This window comes from Fibrobacter sp. (genome assembly GCF_017545445.1).
Lineage (GTDB): Bacteria > Fibrobacterota > Fibrobacteria > Fibrobacterales > Fibrobacteraceae > Fibrobacter.
Map to the genome: position 1 here is coordinate 1 of NZ_JAFWOM010000022.1, position 20,335 is coordinate 20,335.

The 20,335-nt window shown below is 46.3% G+C and carries 19 protein-coding genes and 1 tRNA gene; 8 read left to right on the forward strand and 12 right to left on the reverse strand.

Translation table 11 applies throughout. The features are described 5' to 3' along the window. Positions 1-126: 126 nt before the first annotated feature. The 3 genes from IKG78_RS20280 to IKG78_RS02360 all read right to left on the reverse strand — a co-directional run bounded on the left by IKG78_RS20280 (position 127) and on the right by IKG78_RS02360 (position 2,431). On the reverse strand, positions 127-417 hold the full coding sequence (locus tag IKG78_RS20280) for a GIY-YIG nuclease family protein (protein WP_366074616.1): 291 nt from the start codon (positions 415-417) through the stop codon (positions 127-129). Between the two features lie 124 nt (positions 418-541). Next, the gene (locus IKG78_RS02355) at positions 542-2,071 is read right to left on the reverse strand and encodes a YifB family Mg chelatase-like AAA ATPase (protein WP_290938764.1); all 1,530 of its coding nucleotides are present in this window, start codon (positions 2,069-2,071) and stop codon (positions 542-544) included. A 27-nt stretch (positions 2,072-2,098) separates the two neighbouring features. Next, the gene (locus IKG78_RS02360; protein WP_290938766.1) at positions 2,099-2,431 is read right to left on the reverse strand and encodes a SpoVG family protein; all 333 of its coding nucleotides are present in this window, start codon (positions 2,429-2,431) and stop codon (positions 2,099-2,101) included. 357 nt (positions 2,432-2,788) lie between these two features. Here IKG78_RS02360 and IKG78_RS02365 point away from each other — a divergent pair, with 357 nt between their 5' ends. Continuing rightward, the gene (locus IKG78_RS02365; protein ID WP_290938768.1) at positions 2,789-3,319 is read left to right on the forward strand and encodes a carbohydrate-binding family 9-like protein; all 531 of its coding nucleotides are present in this window, start codon (positions 2,789-2,791) and stop codon (positions 3,317-3,319) included. A 54-nt stretch (positions 3,320-3,373) separates the two neighbouring features. Here the strand turns inward: IKG78_RS02365 and IKG78_RS02370 are convergent, their stop codons facing one another. Then, on the reverse strand, positions 3,374-4,129 hold the full coding sequence (locus tag IKG78_RS02370) for an acyl-ACP thioesterase domain-containing protein (protein WP_290938770.1): 756 nt from the start codon (positions 4,127-4,129) through the stop codon (positions 3,374-3,376). Between the two features lie 34 nt (positions 4,130-4,163). On the opposite strand from IKG78_RS02370, the gene IKG78_RS02375 reads away from it, so the two are divergent. Then, on the forward strand, positions 4,164-4,715 hold the full coding sequence (locus IKG78_RS02375) for a pseudouridine synthase (RefSeq protein WP_290938771.1): 552 nt from the start codon (positions 4,164-4,166) through the stop codon (positions 4,713-4,715). Here the strand turns inward: IKG78_RS02375 and IKG78_RS02380 are convergent. Next, positions 4,708-5,898: a hypothetical protein gene (locus tag IKG78_RS02380; RefSeq protein ID WP_290938773.1), complete on the reverse strand. Its 1,191-nt coding sequence runs from the start codon at positions 5,896-5,898 to the stop codon at positions 4,708-4,710. The two genes, IKG78_RS02375 and IKG78_RS02380, sit on opposite strands and share 8 nt — an antisense overlap. Next, the gene (locus IKG78_RS02385; RefSeq protein WP_290938775.1) at positions 5,895-6,743 is read right to left on the reverse strand and encodes a DUF4423 domain-containing protein; all 849 of its coding nucleotides are present in this window, start codon (positions 6,741-6,743) and stop codon (positions 5,895-5,897) included. The genes IKG78_RS02380 and IKG78_RS02385 overlap by 4 nt, the downstream gene beginning before the upstream one ends. Positions 6,744-6,956: 213 nt before the next feature. Between IKG78_RS02385 and IKG78_RS02390 the strand changes: the two genes are divergently transcribed. After that, the gene (locus IKG78_RS02390; RefSeq protein WP_290938777.1) at positions 6,957-8,690 is read left to right on the forward strand and encodes an arabinofuranosidase catalytic domain-containing protein; all 1,734 of its coding nucleotides are present in this window, start codon (positions 6,957-6,959) and stop codon (positions 8,688-8,690) included. 128 nt (positions 8,691-8,818) lie between these two features. On the opposite strand, the gene IKG78_RS02395 is transcribed toward IKG78_RS02390, so the two are convergent. From IKG78_RS02395 to ispE, 3 genes are all read right to left on the reverse strand, one after another. After that, complete coding sequence (locus IKG78_RS02395; RefSeq protein ID WP_290938779.1) at positions 8,819-9,439, reverse strand: 50S ribosomal protein L25; 621 nt, start codon at positions 9,437-9,439, stop codon at positions 8,819-8,821. A gap of 31 nt (positions 9,440-9,470) precedes the next feature. Continuing rightward, positions 9,471-9,542, reverse strand: a tRNA-Gln gene (locus IKG78_RS02400). Positions 9,543-10,176: 634 nt separating this feature from the next. Continuing rightward, complete coding sequence (gene ispE / locus IKG78_RS02405) at positions 10,177-11,082, reverse strand: 4-(cytidine 5'-diphospho)-2-C-methyl-D-erythritol kinase (protein ID WP_290938781.1); 906 nt, start codon at positions 11,080-11,082, stop codon at positions 10,177-10,179. A gap of 150 nt (positions 11,083-11,232) precedes the next feature. Between ispE and IKG78_RS02410 the strand changes: the two genes are divergently transcribed. From IKG78_RS02410 to IKG78_RS02430, 5 genes are read left to right on the forward strand one after another with little or no spacing between them, the layout of a single operon-like run. Next, positions 11,233-12,021: an outer membrane lipoprotein-sorting protein gene (locus tag IKG78_RS02410; protein ID WP_290938783.1), complete on the forward strand. Its 789-nt coding sequence runs from the start codon at positions 11,233-11,235 to the stop codon at positions 12,019-12,021. Between the two features lie 9 nt (positions 12,022-12,030). Then, complete coding sequence (locus IKG78_RS02415; RefSeq protein WP_290938785.1) at positions 12,031-13,899, forward strand: MMPL family transporter; 1,869 nt, start codon at positions 12,031-12,033, stop codon at positions 13,897-13,899. Positions 13,900-13,913: 14 nt separating this feature from the next. Further along, positions 13,914-14,429: an MMPL family transporter gene (locus IKG78_RS02420; protein ID WP_290938787.1), complete on the forward strand. Its 516-nt coding sequence runs from the start codon at positions 13,914-13,916 to the stop codon at positions 14,427-14,429. Further along, complete coding sequence (locus tag IKG78_RS02425; protein WP_290938789.1) at positions 14,426-15,820, forward strand: DUF1302 family protein; 1,395 nt, start codon at positions 14,426-14,428, stop codon at positions 15,818-15,820. Before IKG78_RS02420 ends, IKG78_RS02425 begins: the two co-directional genes overlap by 4 nt. A gap of 33 nt (positions 15,821-15,853) precedes the next feature. Further along, positions 15,854-16,840, forward strand: coding sequence for a hypothetical protein (locus IKG78_RS02430; RefSeq protein ID WP_290938791.1), 987 nt, complete (start codon positions 15,854-15,856; stop codon positions 16,838-16,840). Here IKG78_RS02430 and IKG78_RS02435 read toward each other — a convergent pair. From IKG78_RS02435 to IKG78_RS02445, 3 genes are read right to left on the reverse strand one after another with little or no spacing between them, the layout of a single operon-like run. Beyond that, positions 16,837-18,297, reverse strand: coding sequence for a PP2C family protein-serine/threonine phosphatase (locus IKG78_RS02435; protein ID WP_290938793.1), 1,461 nt, complete (start codon positions 18,295-18,297; stop codon positions 16,837-16,839). The two genes, IKG78_RS02430 and IKG78_RS02435, sit on opposite strands and share 4 nt — an antisense overlap. Positions 18,298-18,299: 2 nt before the next feature. Then, positions 18,300-20,024 carry an MATE family efflux transporter gene (locus tag IKG78_RS02440; RefSeq protein ID WP_290938795.1) on the reverse strand — a complete coding sequence of 575 codons (1,725 nt, stop codon included), beginning with the start codon at positions 20,022-20,024 and terminating at the stop codon, positions 18,300-18,302. An 8-nt stretch (positions 20,025-20,032) separates the two neighbouring features. Then, positions 20,033-20,332 carry an STAS domain-containing protein gene (locus tag IKG78_RS02445; RefSeq protein ID WP_290938797.1) on the reverse strand — a complete coding sequence of 100 codons (300 nt, stop codon included), beginning with the start codon at positions 20,330-20,332 and terminating at the stop codon, positions 20,033-20,035. Positions 20,333-20,335 lie beyond the last annotated feature (3 nt).

A 20,335-nucleotide genomic window follows, 5' to 3' on the forward strand; every position in this document is an offset into this window, starting at 1 on the left:
AAGTAGGAAGTAGGAAGTAGGCAGTAGGCAGTAGGAAGTAGGAAGTAGGAAAGTGGAAAGTGGAAGCAGTGTCTCCTAAAGCTGTCTTCCTCGACCGTCAGGGAGGGGATCCAGGGCTTCATGTCCTTAAATCAAAAATTCAAAAAGGTCCTCCCATTTAGGATTCTTTGATTCAATTAAGCGTAATTTATCGCACCGATACAAACGTTTTATTTTTTTCTCCCTTTCTATAGCAAATCGAATTGACGAAAATTCTTCAAAATAACCTAATTTGTCCACATTATATTTTTTCGTGAATCCAGGAATGATTTTGGACTTATGTTCTAAAATCCGCTTTTTTAAATCAGAAGTCACACCAACATAGAGCGTTCTGTTTCTTTTATTGAATAAGATATATGTAAAACCTTTCTTTTGCATATTCACTGGCATATAATATTTTTCTGGATTCCCTCCCAAACGTATTACAAGAAATTATGGATCCCCTACGCTTTGCTCCGAGGATGACTGGTCGAGAATGACAAAAAAAAATCCGAATTAGTCACTACCCTCTAAATGCTCTATATCGCAAGGCTTCAGAGAGATCCATGATATCGACTGCAGAGGCTCCACGCAAATCAGCAATTGTACGGGCAACTTTCAACAGCCTAAAATACCCGCGAGCGCTCAAGTCCATTTTAGTTGCGGCAGAAACTGCAAAACGCTCTACATCAGAAGTCATTGAAGCAAACCTCCGCGCATACTCCGATGACATTTCGGCATTGGACTTAAACGATAGATTACGGAACCGCTCCCGCTGTATTTCCCGCGCCACAGAAACCCGTTTCCGGATTTCCGCAGAAGACTCGCCACCTCCCCGAACGGCAAACAAGGCGGCATCTACAGGAGGGACACTCACCTGTATATCAATACGGTCTAGGAGCGGTCCCGATATTTTTTCACGATAACGTTTACGCGCTTCGGGCAAGCAAGTGCATTCATGCTTCGGATCCATCGCATAGCCACACGGACACGGGTTCATCGCAGCGCCCATCATAAATCGAGCGGGCCACACCACCGTTCCGCTTGCACGGCTAACAGAAATTTTCCCGTCTTCCATCGGTTCGCGTAACGCTTCCAAAACACCGCGGTTAAACTCCGGCAATTCATCCAAAAACAGAACGCCATTATGAGCGAGACTCGCCTCCCCCGGCAAGAGCCGCGTGCCTCCGCCTACTAGCGAAACCATCGACGCAGAATGGTGCGGCGCACGGAACGGTCTCGACAACACCGGTCTAAATTCATCAGAATCCCCAGAACGCCTTGCACACGAATGAATGCGCGTTGTCTCCAAGATTTCCAATTCCGTCATTTCGGGCAAAATGCCCGGCAAGCATTTTGCACAAAGCGTTTTGCCTGCCCCCGGCGACCCAATCAGCAAAAAATTATGCGCCCCTGCAGCCGCTATTTCTAAAGCACGCTTAACGCCGTCCATCCCCACCACATTCTTAAAATCAGGAATTCCATCGTCAACGTTTGTACAGCATGACGCAATTCCCTTTGCAACATGCACATCCTGACTTGAATTGCTTTCCAAAATTTCAACGCATTCTTTAAGCGAATCCGCACAAACAAAATGAAGACCTTCCACCAGCGAAGCTTCTTGCATATTACCTTTCGGAATGACAAGAATGCTACCGCGTTCTACAGCTAAATTCATTGCGATGGATAGCACTCCTCTAACTGGCTTTAACAAACCATCCAATGAAAGTTCACCTACAAAAACGTAGCGTTCCAGCTGAGCAATTGCAATCTCGCCCGTCGAAACAAGCAAGCCAATCGCCAGCGGAAGGTCTAATGCACTCCCCTCCTTTCGCAAATCCGCCGGAGACAGGTTTATCGTTGTACGGAACCCCGTCACCACTTTCCCAATAGAGCGAATCGCAGAAACGACTCGTTCACGGGATTCCCTCACCGCATTGTCCGGAAGCCCCACCAGCGTAAAGCCTGGCAAACCTTGAGAAGCATCGACTTCGACACTGACGGGAACAGCTTTTATTCCATACAAGCAATAAGAACGGATTCTACGAAACAAATTAAACCTACCTTGAGCGACTACGACTTAAGCGACTGCGGCCTGATACTTTTCAAGCACGCAGTTTTCAATATGTTCACGCAGTTGGCGCGTAATCGGCAAACAAATACTGCGGTAGTCTTCGCCCTTGTAGAACGGATCGTTCGGATATCCCACAAACATGCCGTTTTCACCATCCATCACGCGAAGCCCGCGAATCTGGATCTGGTCGTTCAGCACAATCGTTGCAAGCCCTTTCATGTGCCCGAGATTCGCTCCTTCCTTGAACGGAAACACCTGCACGTTCGTCACGGCAAGGCAATCAAATGCAGCAGTTACGTTATTGTAACTTCTTTCTTTTTTTTCGTTTTCCATAGCCATATCGGCCTCCTATTTTTTTGATTTTTCAAGATTGTCCGCAAAAAATTTCTTCGCATCTTTGCGGGATCGCAAAACATATTGCAAAAACCGTGCCAACAAGAAAAATGGCGTTTTTAGGCAAATTTCAACAATTTTATAAGTAAAAAAAAGTGATTAATTGATTAAATCAGTGATTAATCAATTTTTTCAGTTTATATAAAGTAATGAATTTTTAATATTTTATTTGCATTAGTCAATAATCATCAGTCAGTGGTCATCAGAAAATCTGTAGTCTCAATAATCAACTAATGACTAATAACCAATGACTAACAACCAACAACTATTTACTACCTTATAATCATGCTTTTAAAACCGAATATGAAATGGACGGCCAACCAGGGAATTATCCACCCGATGGTCACAGCCGAGTTTTCGCAAACGCCGAACAGCGTCATCGTCAAATTTACAGTCGAAGAACCTGCGGATTGCTACAGAGCCGCCGTTCAAGAAGACAACGGACGCAGCTGGGAAGATTCCTGCGTCGAAGTTTTTTTGCAGAATCCGGACACCCCCGCCGAATACTTCAACTTCGAAACGACTAGCCGCGGCTTTGTGCTTGCCGCACGAGGATCTGGCCGAGAAAACAGACAAACTCTCCCGCTCGAAACGATTGCCAAAATCAAGCGTTCAGGATCCGCGCCGAGCATTCAAGACGATTCCGTCTATTGGTGCATGACCATTGAAATCCCTGCCGAAATTTTCGGAATCAAGTCATTTAAAGAACCGCTTCGCGGAAACCTCTACAAATGTGCTGACAAGGCAAACACGCCCCATTACCTCAGCGCATTCCCGATAGAAACAGAAAAGCCGGACTTTCACCGGCCAGAATTCTTTCAAATTTTAGGATAAGCAAGAATGCGATTCCGGCACGGAGGCCGGAATGACATCGCCAGAACAAAGTTTTTACATCATTCTGAGTTTCATCTCGAAGACGGGGCGGTCCGTTTCGTCAAGAATCCGCATGTAAGTCGCACCGTTGTGGTCCGCACGGAAAACGGTCAGCGTCTGCCCTTCCTCGGATTCACCCAAGTAATGCACTTCAAGCTCTGACGGAATGCAAAGTTCCAAGTCCGAAGCGCTAAACACGTTCAACGCGAGCTTCACATACTCGATGTTGTTCATGTGGTGCGACATGTCGATATGCTGCGGCAGCACCTTTTGCTGATAAACTTCTTGATATTCTTCGGGCTTCACGTTAAAGCGGTCAAAATCATCCGTCATAAACGCTTCCGGGAATCCTTCCGTCGGGAAATCCACCGCAGAAAGACGCATCGGGCGATGGCGATCAAGGCTCAAACAGCACATTTCCTGTTTTGCAAAAATAATCGGTTCACCTTCAACCGTCGTAATCGCAGTATTTTCGTTGAGGCGTATGAGCTGGTTATCGGCAGGGAACGAAGTCGTCACGACCTTATCGCGCCAATATGGACGCTTGAGGAACTTGAACTTGGCTTTGTAAATGACCCAAAAGCCGCCCTTTTCCTTCACGCCAAAATTGTCCATTTTCATGGCACCAAAATTTTCAGTAATGTTGTCCTGAATCATGAGCACCGTTTGCGCAAGCCCCATTTTTCCAGACACATCAATATAAGCCGAAGTTATCGTTCTCGGCTTTTGAAACACTAGCGGATTTTTCGACAATGCATAAATATCAATCATGGCCTTAATATAATTTTTTTTATCATTTGTGCACATGTCAACCGTAATTATTTTCAACAAGCCCTACGGGGTCTTGAGCCAGTTTACACCGGAATCCGGCCATCCCGCCTTGGATAGCTTCGGTTTTCCGCCGGGAGTTTATGCCGCAGGCCGCCTCGACCACGACAGCGAAGGCGCTTTACTCTTGACCGACAACGGGAAACTCATCAAAAAACTACTCGATCCAAAATTCGAGCATCCACGCACGTACCTCGCACAAGTCGATGGACAAATCACAGAAGAAGCAGTCCGCAAGCTCGCTAAAGGCGTTGACATCAAAGGCTACCATACCAAGCCCTGCAAGGCCGAAATCGTCGAAGCTCCGGAATGGATTTGGCCCCGCAACCCGCCCGTGCGTTTTCGAGCAAACATTCCCACCAGCTGGGTCCGCTTGACGCTTATCGAAGGCAAGAACCGCCAAGTTCGGCACATGACCGCTGCTGTAGGCTTCCCCACGCTCCGCCTCATCCGAGTGCAGATTGGAAACATTCCGCTTGGTAATTTAAAACCCGGCGAATGGCGAATTGTTACTGATAAAGTTATTTAGCAGCAAATTCGCTCGGTTTAATGCCGTAAAGCGTGATATCGTCTATCCAAATTTCCGCTTCGTCATAGGCCAATATCGAAATGGTCGTCACCGTCTTTTTCACGGCGTCCCATCCGAAATTGCCCCAGCTGCTATCCGGTCCGATAAAGTCCGATGGCTTTACGCAAACACGTTTCCATTCATTGGCGACATCAAGAGTATCGTCTGTCAAAGTTTTCCCTTCCACGTTCGTCTTCCCCAAGGCTTCGAACGCAAAAGAATAATGACCCGTTCCGCGAACATAATAAACGACAGAATCCAATTCCGTCAAATCGCATGGCGATTTTTCAGTGCAAATCCAAATTCCAAAAATAGACCAAACACCAAACCCTGCAGAAGATTTCCAATGGAGAGCCTTGCCCTCGCGGCCCGCGCCCGCATGCTCAACCGCATCAGACGCATCATCACTGATAGCAGGGACCGTCACCACACTTGTGTCCGTAACCATCAGATAACCCGTTGCACGCAAATCAAATTCCTCCAAAACAAACTCCGCTTTTCCCATTTCAAAATCCAAGACCTTGACAGAATCCGGTTCAAACGCATAGACATTGGATGATGTTTTGCCTCCAATCTTGACCTCTGCGGATTGCTGGACCACGGTATCGCCGATAATGATCTGTAAGCCATATTCATCATACGGAGCCAAAGAATCCATCTCGTAAAAGCCCCTGCTATCGGTTTTGACAAGGCGGTCTGTTCCATAGACCTGGATCCATGCGAAATCTACTCCTTCCGGCAAATACACTTTTCCATGCAGGCTTCCCGTTTTTTCCAAAACAAACTGGACAGAATCACCTTCCTGCACATCTCTAGCGGCAATCTTTCTTACGACACCTTCTCCTTTATCTATAATTTCAATCATAGCAGTATCTACATCGAGGCTATCCATGCGGATACATCCCAAGGAATCCGTCTTGTACTCCTTAAAAAACGAAGTCTCAGTGGAATCATCCACGACATTGCGTACAAAATCAGCAGAACGGACGCGAGCGACCACATTGGATGCCGGCATCGAATTTTCATGAACAACGCGAATCAAAAAAGCGTTTTCGGTTTCGACCGTACTGATGCCCGCAACATCTTTATCAGAGCACGCACAAAGTATCAAAAAAGCAAGGAGCAAAAACAGTTTTTTCATCATTTCGCCCCCACTTTCTTAGTTTGTTCATCAGACATTTCAGCAACCGGATAAAGAGCGAATACGAATTGCATGGCACGATTCACCACTTTTACTTCTGCGGCTCTTTTTTGCACCTGACGTCTGAATTCTAGCGTCATCTCGTTCAAGTCCTCGAAGCAGTCGTCATCTACCCCCACCAAGAGCGACGAGATATTGCGTTTAGAAGGTTCCACAGAGACAAGCGCGTTCTGCGCAAGCGCCAAAAGCTGGTTCTGATAACTGCGGATAGCCGCTGTTTTCGTAGGCGAACCTGCCGACGTAAAATTTGCAGTTGTCGCGGCATAACGTTCAGATGCAAGCGGAGTGATAAGCTTCAAGTCTTTAAGCACGGCAATAGCTTCCCGCACTTGGTCTTCCGAAACCGCAGGCGAAATTTGCTTGACCAAACGCGAAACCTCGGCATGGCCGCCGTTCATCTCGATAAGGGCACGCACTACGGGAATCCACCACTTGCTCAAAAAAAGGTACTCGCTGGCACTGAACTTGCGCAAATCCACATCTTGGAGCGAAAGCGCCATCTTGTAAAGCTTATCTTTTTTTGCAGGGGATTTCGTTTTGGAAGCAGCCACCAGAATTTCAAAAATTTCACCATTGCGGCCTTTCAAATCCAGCAAATCCTTTGCCAAGGGAATACTGCGGTTGGGCAAATGAAGTTCCTTGTTCAGCACGCGGAACATTTGGCTCGTTTCTAGCCCAAGCTTTAGCCCCATCATTTTATAGGAATACAGCGGCATATCCAGCTTGCGCTGGGTATAGTAATTCTTGAGCAAATCCCTATAGTCACCAATTTCGGCAATGTTCAGCATAGGCAAACTCTTGGAAGTGAGACTTATCCATTTTAGAAAATAACCAATTCACTCCTCTAAAGCACCCTAGAAAAGATAATCGCCATTGAAAAAAATACAATGGAAACTTGCAAAAAAGGAAAATTACCGTTTTTTCTGGAAATAATTTTTACTCTGTCACAATGGCTTTATGGCCATGTTCAGAGTGACAAGCAACCTAAGGGGGATATTAGGATGAAAAACAAGATTTCTTCGATGATTGCATCATTGTTGATGCCCGCAATGATAACCGCTTTCGCAAACGAAGGTCCGTGCGACATCTACGCGAGAGCCAACACACCATGCGTTGCCGCGCATAGCTTAACACGAGCCTTGTTCGGCAATTACAACGGCAACCTTTATCAAGTTCGCCGTGCCGATGGCGCCACCAAGGACATTCCGGTCGAAACCATGGGAGGTTACGTCAAATCTTCCGTGCAAGACGATTTCTGTGCAGGCTCTACTTGCACAATTTCAATTATTTACGACCAAAGCAGTTACAAAAACGATTTGAAAAAATCGCCACCCGTCTTTTGGCTTAAAGAAGGCGGCAAGGAAGCGATTGCCGACAGGGCTCCCATCTACATCAACGGGCGAAAGGCCTACGGCTTTTATCGCGACGCATGGTCTTCTACAGGTTACCGCAACAACGAAACCAAAGGAGTCGCCACCGGCGACGAAGAAGAATCCATGTACATGGTGGTCGATGGCAGGCATTACAACGACATGTGCTGTTTCAACTACGGCAACGCAGAAACTACCGGCAATGACGACGGCCCGGGAACAATGGAATGTATTTATTTTGGAGACGACAAGGACTGGGGCGGCCCAGGACAAGGCACAGGCCCTTGGGTCGCCGCCGACTTGGAAGACGGCGTATTCAAAGGAAACGACGCCGGATACATGTGGGGCAGAACGCACACTACCCCATGGCCAGACGCACAAACCATCGATGCCGACTATGCAACAGCCATGCTCAAAGGCCCTAACGACGGCACATTCAAGCTGAAAGGCGGCAGTGCGCAAGAAGGAAAACTCACCACCATGTGGGATGGCCCGCGCAAACAAGGCTACAGCCCGCGCAAGCTCCAAGGAGCCATCGTCCTTGGCAACGGCGGCGACGGCAGCGACGGCGGCGCAGGCACGTTCTTCGAAGGATGCATGACCATCGGCAACCCTCCAGATTCCATTGACGATAAAGTACAAGCCAACATTGTCGCCGCTGGCTACGGAAGCAAAATCGAACTCAAGAAACCCGATCCGATAGAACCGTTTAAAGACACGCTTGTTATTCCCGGAAAAATCGAAGTGGAAAATTACGACAAAGGCGGCAACGGTCAGGGATTCTTGGACACCGATGTTGAAAACGAGAACGCCCTTTACCGCGATGACAACGCAGGCCTCGACAGTGCAGGCGATGCGATTATTTACGGCTGGGGATACGCTAATGACTGGTTACGTTATACGGTAAAAGTATCCAAGAACGATTCGCTCGACATTATCGCACGCGTATCGTCGCCAAGCGATAGCACGTTCTTCTCCATTCTCGTCGATGATCAAGACATCGCAAAAATCATGGTGCCTAACACCGGCGACTGGAAAAAATTTGAAACAGTCACAACAACCGTGCCATCAATTACAGCAGGCGACCATGTGCTCAAGATTCGAATCGACAAGCCATATTTCAACCTCGACTGGATTGAATTTGCTCCGGCCAAAGAAAAAACATCATTGCCTAAATTCAGCCAGCGCACAAATTCATCGCAAGCCTACTCCGTTTACGATGTTCTCGGAAACCAAGTGACCTCATTTCAAACAAGCAATCGTACAATGCAAAAAATATGGGATAAAGTACGCATAAATCTGCCTAGTGGCATTTACGTTATCAAATCTAGCCACAAAACTGTGCGAATTTCAAATACAAAATAACACACTCCTCATAATACATCCATCGGCAGGTTTCGAAAGAGACCTGCCATTTTCATTTTTTACATTAAAAAAAGACCCGCCCCGCAAAGGGACAGGTCTCAAATTTGCTTTTCAGCTTTCCGTGCGGATTACTGTGCAGCAGCCGGAGCAGCAGCGGCGGCAGCTTCAGCCGGAGAGGCAGCGTCCTTCTTCTTGGACTTAGAAGAAATCGAGAAGATAACGGTACGCGGAACAGAAGCGAGCTGAACACCTTCCGGAAGCTTGAAATCCTTAGCGTAGAAGGTCACGTTCGTTTCGAAGTTGGAGATATCCATGTCGAGGACAGCCGGGATGCAAGCGGGCTTAGCAGCGAGCACGAGGTAACGGGCTTCCTGAGCGAAAACACCACCCTGAGTCTTCACACCAATCGGGAGACCAGAGAGCTTCACCGGGATGCGAACCTTGACGAATTCGTCTTCGGCAATCTTGATGAAGTCTACGTGGATGATTTTCTGAGTGATAGCGTCTTTCTGGACGTTATAGACGATAGCCGGATTGCCAGCCTTGCCGTCGATTTCGAGGTCCAAAAGCGTATAACGCTTGCCCGGAGCGAGAACCTTGCGAAGATCCGTATCAGCAACGGAAAGGTTCTGAGCTTCGATACCCTTACCATAATAGACGGCCGGAATCTGACCAGCCTTACGCAAACGGGCGTTTTCGCGGTTTGCACCTAGCACTCTCGAGGTAGCTTTGAGCGTTGTGAGTTCCATTGTATTATCTCCATTAGATAAAAAAAATTCATTGGGGTAGCTGGACTCGAACCAACGAATAACGGAATCAAAATCCGTTGTCTTACCACTTGACGATACCCCAATGGTGCGACAAAGATAGTAAAAAGATGGAGAATTTCAAAGACAAGCGTGCAAAAAAAGGTAAAAAAATTTGGAAGTAGGCGGTAGGAAGTAGACAGTAGGCAGTGGTTAGTGGTTAGTAAACAGTGGTTAGTAAACAGTAGGCAGTTGGGATCGTCATCCTGGAGGCGTCAGCCGATAGGATCCATGCAGAAACCGTCATCCTGACCCGTAGGGGAAGGATCCAGTAAAGTCTTGTGATTAGGGATTTGTAAACAGTAGGCGGTAGGAAGTAGACTGTAGGCAGTGGTTAGCGGTTAGTGGTTAGTAAACAGTAGGAAGTTAAAAATGTCATCCCGGACTAGTTCCGGGATCTTCTTACGCGGATCTCTTTGCCGATACATTTTTTTTACTTTGGCCCAAAGCCCAAAGCACCGCAGATGCGACCCCATACCCCATAGCCCAAATCTCTCGTCTGTAGCCGCTATACAAAACTTGGCAACTTGTTGCCTTAGTTGCTGTTATCCACTTTGTGGAGAAGCGGCGTTCTCTCGTCTTTGACGCCTCCGGCGTCAGGTGCTACGTTTCGGTCATGCCGATGAGTAAACTCATCGTCGCGACGCTCAACTTGCAACCTACTCGCCTATCGTCTAACATCACCTATGCCAGAACTTGGTGACGGTCTGGTAGCGAGAAATCGGCTTCAGGGCAGCGGCAGCCTTTTCGGCAAGCTCTCGGGTCTCGAAAATTCCGAAAACGGAGGCCCCGGAACCCGACATCAAAGCAACCTTAGCCCCAAATTCAATGAATTTCTGCTTCATTTCAGCAACAAGCGGATGCGTCGGGAAAACCGAGATTTCGAAAGCATTGAAACACATTTCGGGATTGACAATCTGCTTAAACGTTTCCGAAGGCGGTTCAGCAATAGGATCTCCACACAACGGAGGATTCATTTTTGATTCCCACGCCGCTTTGTACTGCTCCCAGCGGTCGGGCCCAGACTTCGGAACACCCGCATAAGCGTCCTTGGTCGGGACCGCATCAAGCGGAGTTGCGATGAGGAGAGCTGCCCCTTCCGGAAGGTCCAGCGGTTCCACGAACGTCAAACGCTCGCCAATGCCTTCAGCAAAAGCAGTTCCACCACGAACGAGGAACGGCACATCTGCACCGAGACGAGCACCGATAGCTTCAAGCGTTTCGATCTGGAGGTCCAAATTCCACAAGCGATAGAGCAAGCGGAGCGTCGCCGCGGCATCGGCACTGCCACCGCCAAGACCGGCCCCCAGCGGCATCACTTTTGTCAAATGAATATCGGCACCGAGAGTACAATTGGCATATTCCTTGAGAGCTTTCGCCGCCTTGAACACGAGGTCAGATTCCAGCGGATAGTTCTGCGGTTCGTTGTACGTCAAATGGATTTCGCCATCTTCGCGGAGCGTCGCTTCGACGGTATCGCCCGCGTCAACCGTCTGGAAAACAGTTCCCAAATCGTGATAACCATCTTCACGTTTGCGGATGACATCGAGGAACAAATTGATTTTAGCTGGAGCGTATTCTTTCATAGGTCGTAGGTTGTAGGTTTTAGGTATTAGGAAAATAGAAAAGTTAACTCGCTATTCCTAGTTGGAATAAAAAAAATGGACTTACTTGGAAAAAAAATTTCATTCCAGCCCGATTCGTAATATATTTACAACATTCAGAAGGGGAATTTCATGAAGAAAGTGTTTTTTAAATCATTCTTTACTGGTTTGCTATGCTTTTCAGCAATCTTCGCCCAAACAGCAAACGAAATTGCCAAAAAAGTCCACGATTTGCCTAACGGCAAAACATCTTCCAGCATCATTTCTATCACGCTGGTTGACAAAAACGGCAAAAACCGCAACCGCGAAATTGTGTCTTACACCATGAAAGAGGGAACAACCGACAAAACGGTACTCGTTTTCAAGACTCCAAGGGATGTTGCAGGCATCAGTTACCTCTCCTACGACTACCCCGACAAGGCCGACGGCTCCACCGTCGATAGCGACAGCTGGATTTACCTCCCCGCCATGAAAAAGGTGCGCCGCATTTCGGGTTCCAGCAAGGATGACGACTTCCAGGGAACCGATTTCACGTACGACGATTTGGGAAACCGCAGCCTTTCCAAGGACGATTTCGCCATTCTCGGTTCAGAAAAAGTGAACGGAGTCGATTGTTGGATTCTCGAAGCCAAGGCGAAGGATTCCAAAGCGAAAGTAAGCCGCCGCGTCACTTGGGTTGACAAGAAAACCTACGTCACCTACAAAGGCGAATACTACGACAAGCAGAACCGTCTCCAAAAAACGCTCATTTGCGAAAATATCAAGCAGGTCAAAGGCTACTGGACAACGCAGAAAATGACCATGACCAACGTCCAGTCCAACCACAAAACAATCTACGAAGTCAAGGACCTTAAATACGACGAAGCCGTAAACACGAGTTTCTTTACGGTAAGCGCTCTGGAACGAGAACTCGTCAAATAGGATACAAGTATGCAAGTCAGTCGCCTGAATCAATTTTTCGGCAAAATCGGGCAAGCACAGATTCGTTTCCGTTGGGCAATACTCGCCGTCTTTACCATCATCACCTTGATTTGCTGCATGGGTTTAACCCAGTTTTCTTTTTCTCTTGGAGACGAAGGATGGTTTGGCGGTTCAGACGAAATAACAATCAACAAAAAGAAATACGAAGATGTTTTCGGGAACCTGAACGGGATCGGGGTCCTTGTCATTAAACAGGGCGACGGCGACTTGTTCAGCGAAGACATGCTGAAAGTGATAGACCGCATCGGCAACCGTTTGCGAGACGAAATTCCGTTTGCAGACCGCCTGACTTCAATTATCGAAGTCGATATTCCTGTCGGAAACGAAGAAGGTTTCGAAGTCAAGAAGCCTTTTAAAGACGGCATACCTTCTGATTCGGCGGAACTCGCCAAGGCACGTGCACTCGTGATGCGCGGCAGCGAACAGACGAACGCCCTTATCAATTCGCTTGTTAGCGACAACGGCAAAGAATCGTGGATCTTCTTATCGCTGTTGCCGTTCGAAGGCAAAACCCTCGATGAACAATTCAATGGCGATAAAGACAAAGCAACCTTGGCCATCGGCTACAAGCTTATGGAAATTATCGAAAGCGAGGAATTCCAAAGTAGCGGTTATAAACTTTACGGAAGCGGAGTTCCTTACGAAGACGCAAAAGAGGAACGCTACGACGTTCCCGAATACGGTAAATGCGTCATGCTCGGTTTTGTCGTGATGCTTATATTCCTTGCCCTATTCTTGCGCAATATTTTCGGCGTTATCGTGCCAGCCTTTGCTACCCTTGGTGCTATCGCTTCGGTACTCGGGGCAATGTCCTTCTTTGGAATCAAGGCAGATTCAACCCTCATTTCGCTCCCCATCGTTCTTGGCATGGCCCTTGCAGTCGGCTATTCAGTGCATTACATCAACATGTTCAAGCTGTTTTTCCGCCGCACGGGCAAACGCAAAGATTCTGTTGTCATGTGTGTCGAGGAATGCGGATGGTCCGTGCTGTTCACCGTCATAACGACCATGGCCTCCTTCGTGAGTTTCTTGTTCGTCGATATGAAGCCGCTCTCGTGGATGGGCAAAACGGCAGCCCTTATAGTGTTCGCCATTTATATTTATGTATCGGTACTGATTCCGATTTTGCTCTCGTTCGGCAAAGATTCCGCTCCAGATACTGCAAACGAAATGGGAGCAACCAAGCTCGACATGCATTTCTCTCGTTGGGCTGGATTTGTTCAAAAAAAGAGATGGCCTATCATCATTACTTCGATTCTTGTTCTTGCGGCATTCATCCCTGGAATATTTAAAATCACCGCACGAGTAGATTACGATGCCGTATCGGGTGAAAAAATGCCTTACGTTCAAAAGCAAAAAGAGATGCTCGCCGCCAAGCTCGGAAACCGCTACAGTTACTCGGTCATGATTCAATTCGATGAGGAGGGTGCATTCAAGGATCCTCAAAACATGAATGCGTTATTGGATTTCGAAAAATTCTTAGGAACGCTCTCGCTCACCAAATGGTCTGGCGGTAAAGCACGAGTCTCTTCGGTCACAAGCATCTTGAAAGAAATGAACAGCGCCCTGAATGAAGGGAAAGAGGAGTTTTACAAAGTTCCCGAAGACGATTACGTGCTGGCTCAGCTTATGGAGCTTTCGTCTATTGAAATGCGTGAAGACTTCAATGATTTCATGGACGAAGATTTCAAGATAACAACCGTCAACATTGACATGAGCCGCTATGCCACCGAAGAAGCCCGCGACAACGTAGCCGCCATACAAACAAAGTTATCGAAACTTTTCCCCAAAGCCCATGTAGCCTGCTTGGCGACATGATCCAATACGCCGAAATGAGCAACCGAACAGTCTTTGGCGGAATCAAGTCCATCGGATTTTCAATCATCATTATCGCCTTCATGCTTATCGCGGCATTCGCAAGCATACGAACAGGACTCATCAGCATGATTCCAAACATCGCCCCGGTCATCCTTGTTGGCGGAGTCATGGGATACATGGATTACGCTCTTGACTTTGGTACCGTGACTGTAATGCCCATGATTCTAGGCATCGCCGTCGATGACACCATCCACCTGACGACGCACCTTAAAATGGGACTTGAGAAGTACGGAACTTACAGTAAAGCGATGGAATCTTGTTTCCGCGAAATCGGCAAGTCCATGTTCCTTACAACATTGATTCTTTGCGCCATGTTCACGGTTTACCTGTTTAGCCCCATGCGCTTCTTGTTCATCGTTGGAGTTTTAGTCATTTTCGGCCTTGCCGGTGCCCTGCTTGCGGATTACACCATTTCCCCGGCATTGTTAAATGTGGTCAAACCATTCGGTAAAGAAAAGGAGGACGTATGAAATCACATTCATTCATCTTAGCATGCTTTACGTTGGGTGCAACCTTCGCATTACCATCATTCGCTCAAGAACTCAATTTTTCGGGGAACCTTTCATCTCAAATGGGAGTCGGTTTGCCGCATACACACGAAAACAAGGGCGACTTTTTGCTAGGCCAGACCATTTTTGACGGCACCATAAAATCTTATCTTGACGAAGCTTCGGTTGTCGTGAACGCACAAATCATTCACGATGCACTGGGGAGCCAATCCGCAAATGGATATTCCGCACTTGTCTCTGACGATGGTTCGTTTGCACTCAAGCTGAAAGAAGCTTACATCGACTGGAAAGGCGAAATGCTCGCCCTCAGAGTCGGTCGTCAAATTGTCTCGTGGGGCAAAGCAGACGACATCCAAATAACAGATGTCATTTGTCCTAAAGACGAAGCCAGCTTTGTCGCAAGCGATTACAATGAATCTAGACTTGGGATTGATGCCGTGCGTCTTTCGCTTTTGACTGAAAAAATTCAAGCGGACGTGTATTATATTCCGTTCTTCACGCCTAGCATTCTGCCGCTTGCAAAAGGCAACCCGCTCAAAGCAAAAGTTTTCCCTGCAAACGTAGATGGGATTAGAATTTACGCACCGGAGGACTACCGCGATTTAGAACACCCTAAAAAACATGTTTCCAACAGCGAATATGCATTCAGGGCGAGTGCCTACACCACTTTTGCAGACGTGTCGCTGTATTACTTTTACGGCTGGGACGATACTCCATTCTTCAAATACAGACCCAACATGGTCATATACAATTCTGCGGATGCCAAAGACAACTCAAGTATTTACGATGACATCTTTGAAATTGATATTTCCGGCAAGTACAAACGCATGATGATGATTGGCCTCGATGCCGCCATTCCCGTAGGCGAATTCGTCATCCGTCTTGAAGAAGCGTACTTCCCGAAACGGCATTTTCAAACGACGGCGAAATATCAAATGCAACGCCAATTCAGCGGAAAAAACGTGAAATCCAGTTTGCAAAAACACCAGCTCATAAGCCTAGCAGGGCTAGACTGGACTCCAAGCGGCTGGACTATAACCGCTCAATATGTTGCAGACATTGTATTCGACCACGACAATGCGATTGACCGCAAAAGCTTTGAACACCAGGCAACATTGAGTGTCGAAAAAACGCTCTTGAACGAAACGTTAACGCTCATGGCTTCGGGTGCACTTGATTTGCGTGCATTTTCTAGCGCAGCAGAACTTGAAATCGATTACAAACTAAACGACGCCATTACTTTAAGTGCTATAGGCGACTTATACTATGGAGGTATTGACCACAAGAAAGGATTGTTCGGCGACTACCGCAACTTCAGCAGCATTACGTTCAAAGGAAAAATTTCGTTCTAAAACGGATTCCATGTTTTTTTGTGGAGGTTTTTTATGAAAAAGAAATTTATACTCATCTTTATTGCACTTAGCAGCACGCTCTTTGCAGAAGAAAACTCCGCTTTAGAAAAAACATCCCAGGAAAAGTCGCCATGGGAGCTTTCAGCGACTACATCGGCGGCGTATTATCCCAAAACAGACCACAAATCGGGTTCTAGCCATTTTTCAGGAGTGAGCGGAGCTTATAACGGTGTAGAAGGAATCGTTGAATTCGATGCCGCCTACACGCTCCCCTTTTTACGCGGTTCCGATGAATTCACTGCAGAAAACCATGTGACATTCAACATCGGTTTAGAAATTTCACCTGTGACGATAGCGCCAGTCGCCTCAGTGACACTCTCCCCCATTGCATTTTTAGAGTTCGCCATTGGCGGTACGGCAGGTACAGGCTGGAACATCGGCGACTTATTCCAAGGAATGGCGGAGTTCAACGAATCCAAACCCGCTTACAGAGACTTGACTCCATTTGCGCACTGGTACTTGTACGGTTGGGCAAGCGCATGCCTCATGTTTGACTTGGCGGCTCTTTGGGAAGGCGACTGGCACCATGTCGTCGCCACCGCCACTTTCAAAGCGGGATACCAAAACATAACTGGAACCGATAAAGAGGTCTGGCTTTGGCAGGCATCCAAAGGTCTTGCGAGCGGCTGGGTCTATGAACAGGAATATCTTTTAGGATACCAAATGCCACTGAAGCTCTCGCTGATTGGCGTGGGCGCTACGCTTTGGGGCAATTTCCAATCCAGTGATTTCGGCGACTATTCGTCAAACTACAAAGGCGACTTTATGACCATCGACATCTGGCCTACAGCAGAAATCACGTTCAGCAAGACAGACAAGTTCTATATACTTTTAGATTTTCGCTCACGCCGAAGCTTTCATGAAAAATACAAAGACGACGAATACGAGCCCCTCATGACCTACAGCGGCAGGGAATGGATTTTCTACACGTTAGGCATCCAGTGGAAGCATTTGTTCTAGTCAACCCTGATAACCATCATTGTAAGGTCATCAAAGGGATCTGTTCCTTCAGAGAATACATTCACGTCATCCGAGATTTCCCTCAAGAATTTTTCACCGCCGCGAATTTCGATGGAATTTAATTTTTTCAAAAGTCGTTCTTCACCGTAAAGTTCAGCGGAAACATTGTGAGCCTCGGTGAGTCCATCCGTATAAAGGAACAAACAATCACCGCTTTCAAACTGGATGTCAGCTTCCTTATATTGCGTAGAGTCAAACCCGGCAAGGAACACCCCATGGCGTTGCCGCAGGAACTCGAACGAGCCGTCTTTTTTGGCAAAGCATACGGCATTATGCCCCGCATTGGTACATTTCATAATCCTGGTGTTAGTATCGAGAATACCAATCCAGGCTGTCGCAAACATTTCTTCAGCATTGTTTTCGCACAAAAGGCGATTCACGTCATTAAAAATCTCTGCCGTGGAAAGCTTCATGGACGCGTGGTCTCGAATCATCGTTTTCACAACCATCATAAAAAGAGCTGCAGGAACGCCCTTGCCCGAGACATCAGCAATCACAAAGCAAATATGCGAATCATCTATTTCAAAGAAATCGTAAAAGTCGCCGCCCACTTCTTTTGCCGTGGTCATTGATGCAAAAACATTGAGTTCGGGATGCTTCGAGAACGCATGCACCACCGTAGGGAGCGCACCCGACTGGATATTTGCGGCCAACTGTAAATCGGACTCCACCGCAGCCATTTTTTCACGGCTTTTTACAAACCTATCCGTATTCACGTTTGTCGTAAAGAACACAAAACCTATTGCCCAGGAAAGACTCGTCACCACATAATTCTCATCAATTTCAAGGATATAACCCTGCAATAATTGTACCCCCACACCTATTACAGCAAATATCAGCAAATTCCTTGCATAAGCAACCTTTTCTTTTTTCTTTTCACGATGCATTATTACGTAATAGATTGCAAGAAAAATCGAAGAACCCATATAAAGAAAACATACAGGAGCAAGAAAATATTCAAACAAGTCCATGTACTGAATACTACAACTTTCATCAAGAGAATATATTAAAGCAGTCCATGGAGTCGAAAGACACAAAAACACGGTAAGAATAGTAGGGGCTACAAAAAGTAGGGCATACATTTTTTTTGAACTTAAAGTCAATTCAAAACGTTCTAGGCTGAACCACGCAAACATCGATGTAGCAAAAACGAAACTGATCGCAAAAACATAGCCACAGGCATAATTCAACAGCCTAAGTTCAACATTCCCATCGACAAAATGCCAAATTCCATCAAAAACCGCAAGTACAATAGACGATAAAAGGACAACAGATAGCTTATCCTTCAAGCTTATTTTATACAATACAATATTGTTATACAGCATAAAAACAAGCAACAGCACTGAAAAGAGCGATATTTCGATAAAAAGGGTCTCGGTTACATTATCTGCAATCATATTTATCCCTCGTATTTAATCCTGAATGTATTACGGTTATAGCTCATAGTCGTCAGGTATTTCTTGTTTTCCTTCAATTTCTCCATGTAGCCAGAAACCATAAATTCAATAATCGAACCCGCGATAACATCTTCACTGGACAAATCAAACAGAACACCATCATCCTTAGTAATAATCTGCACGTCCGTTTCTCGAATAATGACAGTACATTCCGCATAAACGGCTTTATCCACGCCATTTTTTTCATAAATGAGCATATAAAGGTCTTCTATAAGCAACTTCGCTTTCGAAATGGTTTTCTGTTCAATATTATTTTCTACAAGGAATTTTTCTACTTGATGCTGAGTCCCAACAATCGACTCCGGATTTAGTTTAAACTCATAAAATTTATGTTTAAAACCCTTTAACTTTTCCGAAAGCAATAAAGGGTAATTATCTTTTCCATACCGGAAGCGGATGTACAAGACCGTAATCACGTAGGTCAATGCAGGGCCAATAGCAACTCCGGCAAACATTCCATATATACCAAAGAAATACCCCAAAACTACACAGACAGGGGTCACCACAAGTACATCACGGAGAGCACTCATCACAAAACCAAGCTTAATCTTGTCAATGAGCAAATAGTAAGAACTCAACAGATACAGCAAACTCAAGAACACAAGTCCAAACACTTCGATTCGAACACCAAGAACCGCATAAGAATAAACCGCCGGATCAGAAATATCATAAAGTTCAACAATAAAAGGAGCAACAAGAATCATCAACAACGTCAAAGCCAGGCCTTCAACAACAGCGGTTTTCAAAGAAAGGTTATAACATTTTTTGACAGCATCATAAGATTCTTCGCCTAGATAGATATTCATTAACGGAGTAAACGCCTCCCCTACGCCATCAAACACAATTTGAACCTCTTTAACAAAAAGGATAACGGCTCCAAGTACAAGCATTTCGGGACCATAGGCGAAGGTGATAAAACGGTTCATTGCAACGGTGAAACAAGCCAAAAAGAGATATGTACCCGCATCAATTGCACTATACTTCACGACATCGACAAGCCATTTGAACGAAAAGAAAAAGCCAAGTTTCAAGGAATTGCCTTTACGGAGGAAATGGGCAAATGTAACGAGTACCGCAGCAGCAGTGCCAAAAAACGAGCCAAACCCAATCCCCTCAACACCTACAAATTTTGCAAGAACAATCGAGCAGACGATGTTTCCGACAATCTGAACAATCCCTGAAACCATCGACAAAGTTTCATCGCCGTCGGCAAGGACCATTTCGTCCATTAACGTCATAATAGGCAACAACAAGATTGTGTACTTATACCAAAAGAAATAATCCTTTGCCGCATTGAAAACGCTTGTAGAAGGCTCATAGAAACGAAGATAGGCATCCCCAAACAGCATAAAAACGGTATACAGGATTAATCCCATCACCACAGCCATAAAGAGTCCAAACGCAAAACAACGATCCGCCTTTTCCTTATTAAACTCCCCCATGGCCCGATTATAGAGGATTGGAATCCCCAAAGCAACCACACAAGCACCAAAGCCAGCCAAAGAATAGGCGGGGACAACAAGGCAAATGGCCATAACGGCATCTTCGCCAAGCATCACACCCGCAATCACCGAATCCGAAAGAGCAAGTACCGAAATAACGAGAATGCTAATCGAACTCGATAGTAAGAGGGAAAAGAATTTTCTTGAAAGGAATGTCTTGAACATAGAAGTCGCTACAAAATTCCGAACGCAACATCCAATCCGGTTGCTTCGAGAACTTCCTTAAAATTGGGGCCCACATTTTCAAGTCGCATATCGCCCTGGTTCTTTTTTAACGTCTTAAACGAAGAGAGCAGCACGCGGATCCCTGCCGACGAAACAAAATCACATTCCTTAAAGTCAAAAATAAGGGATTTTATATTTTCAAGATGCGGAGCGAGGAATGTCGAAAGCTGTGGAGCCGTCATTGCATTCAGCTCCCCCGAAAGTTCCACCGTCAATTCTTCACCATTCAAATTAGACTTAATTTCCATATA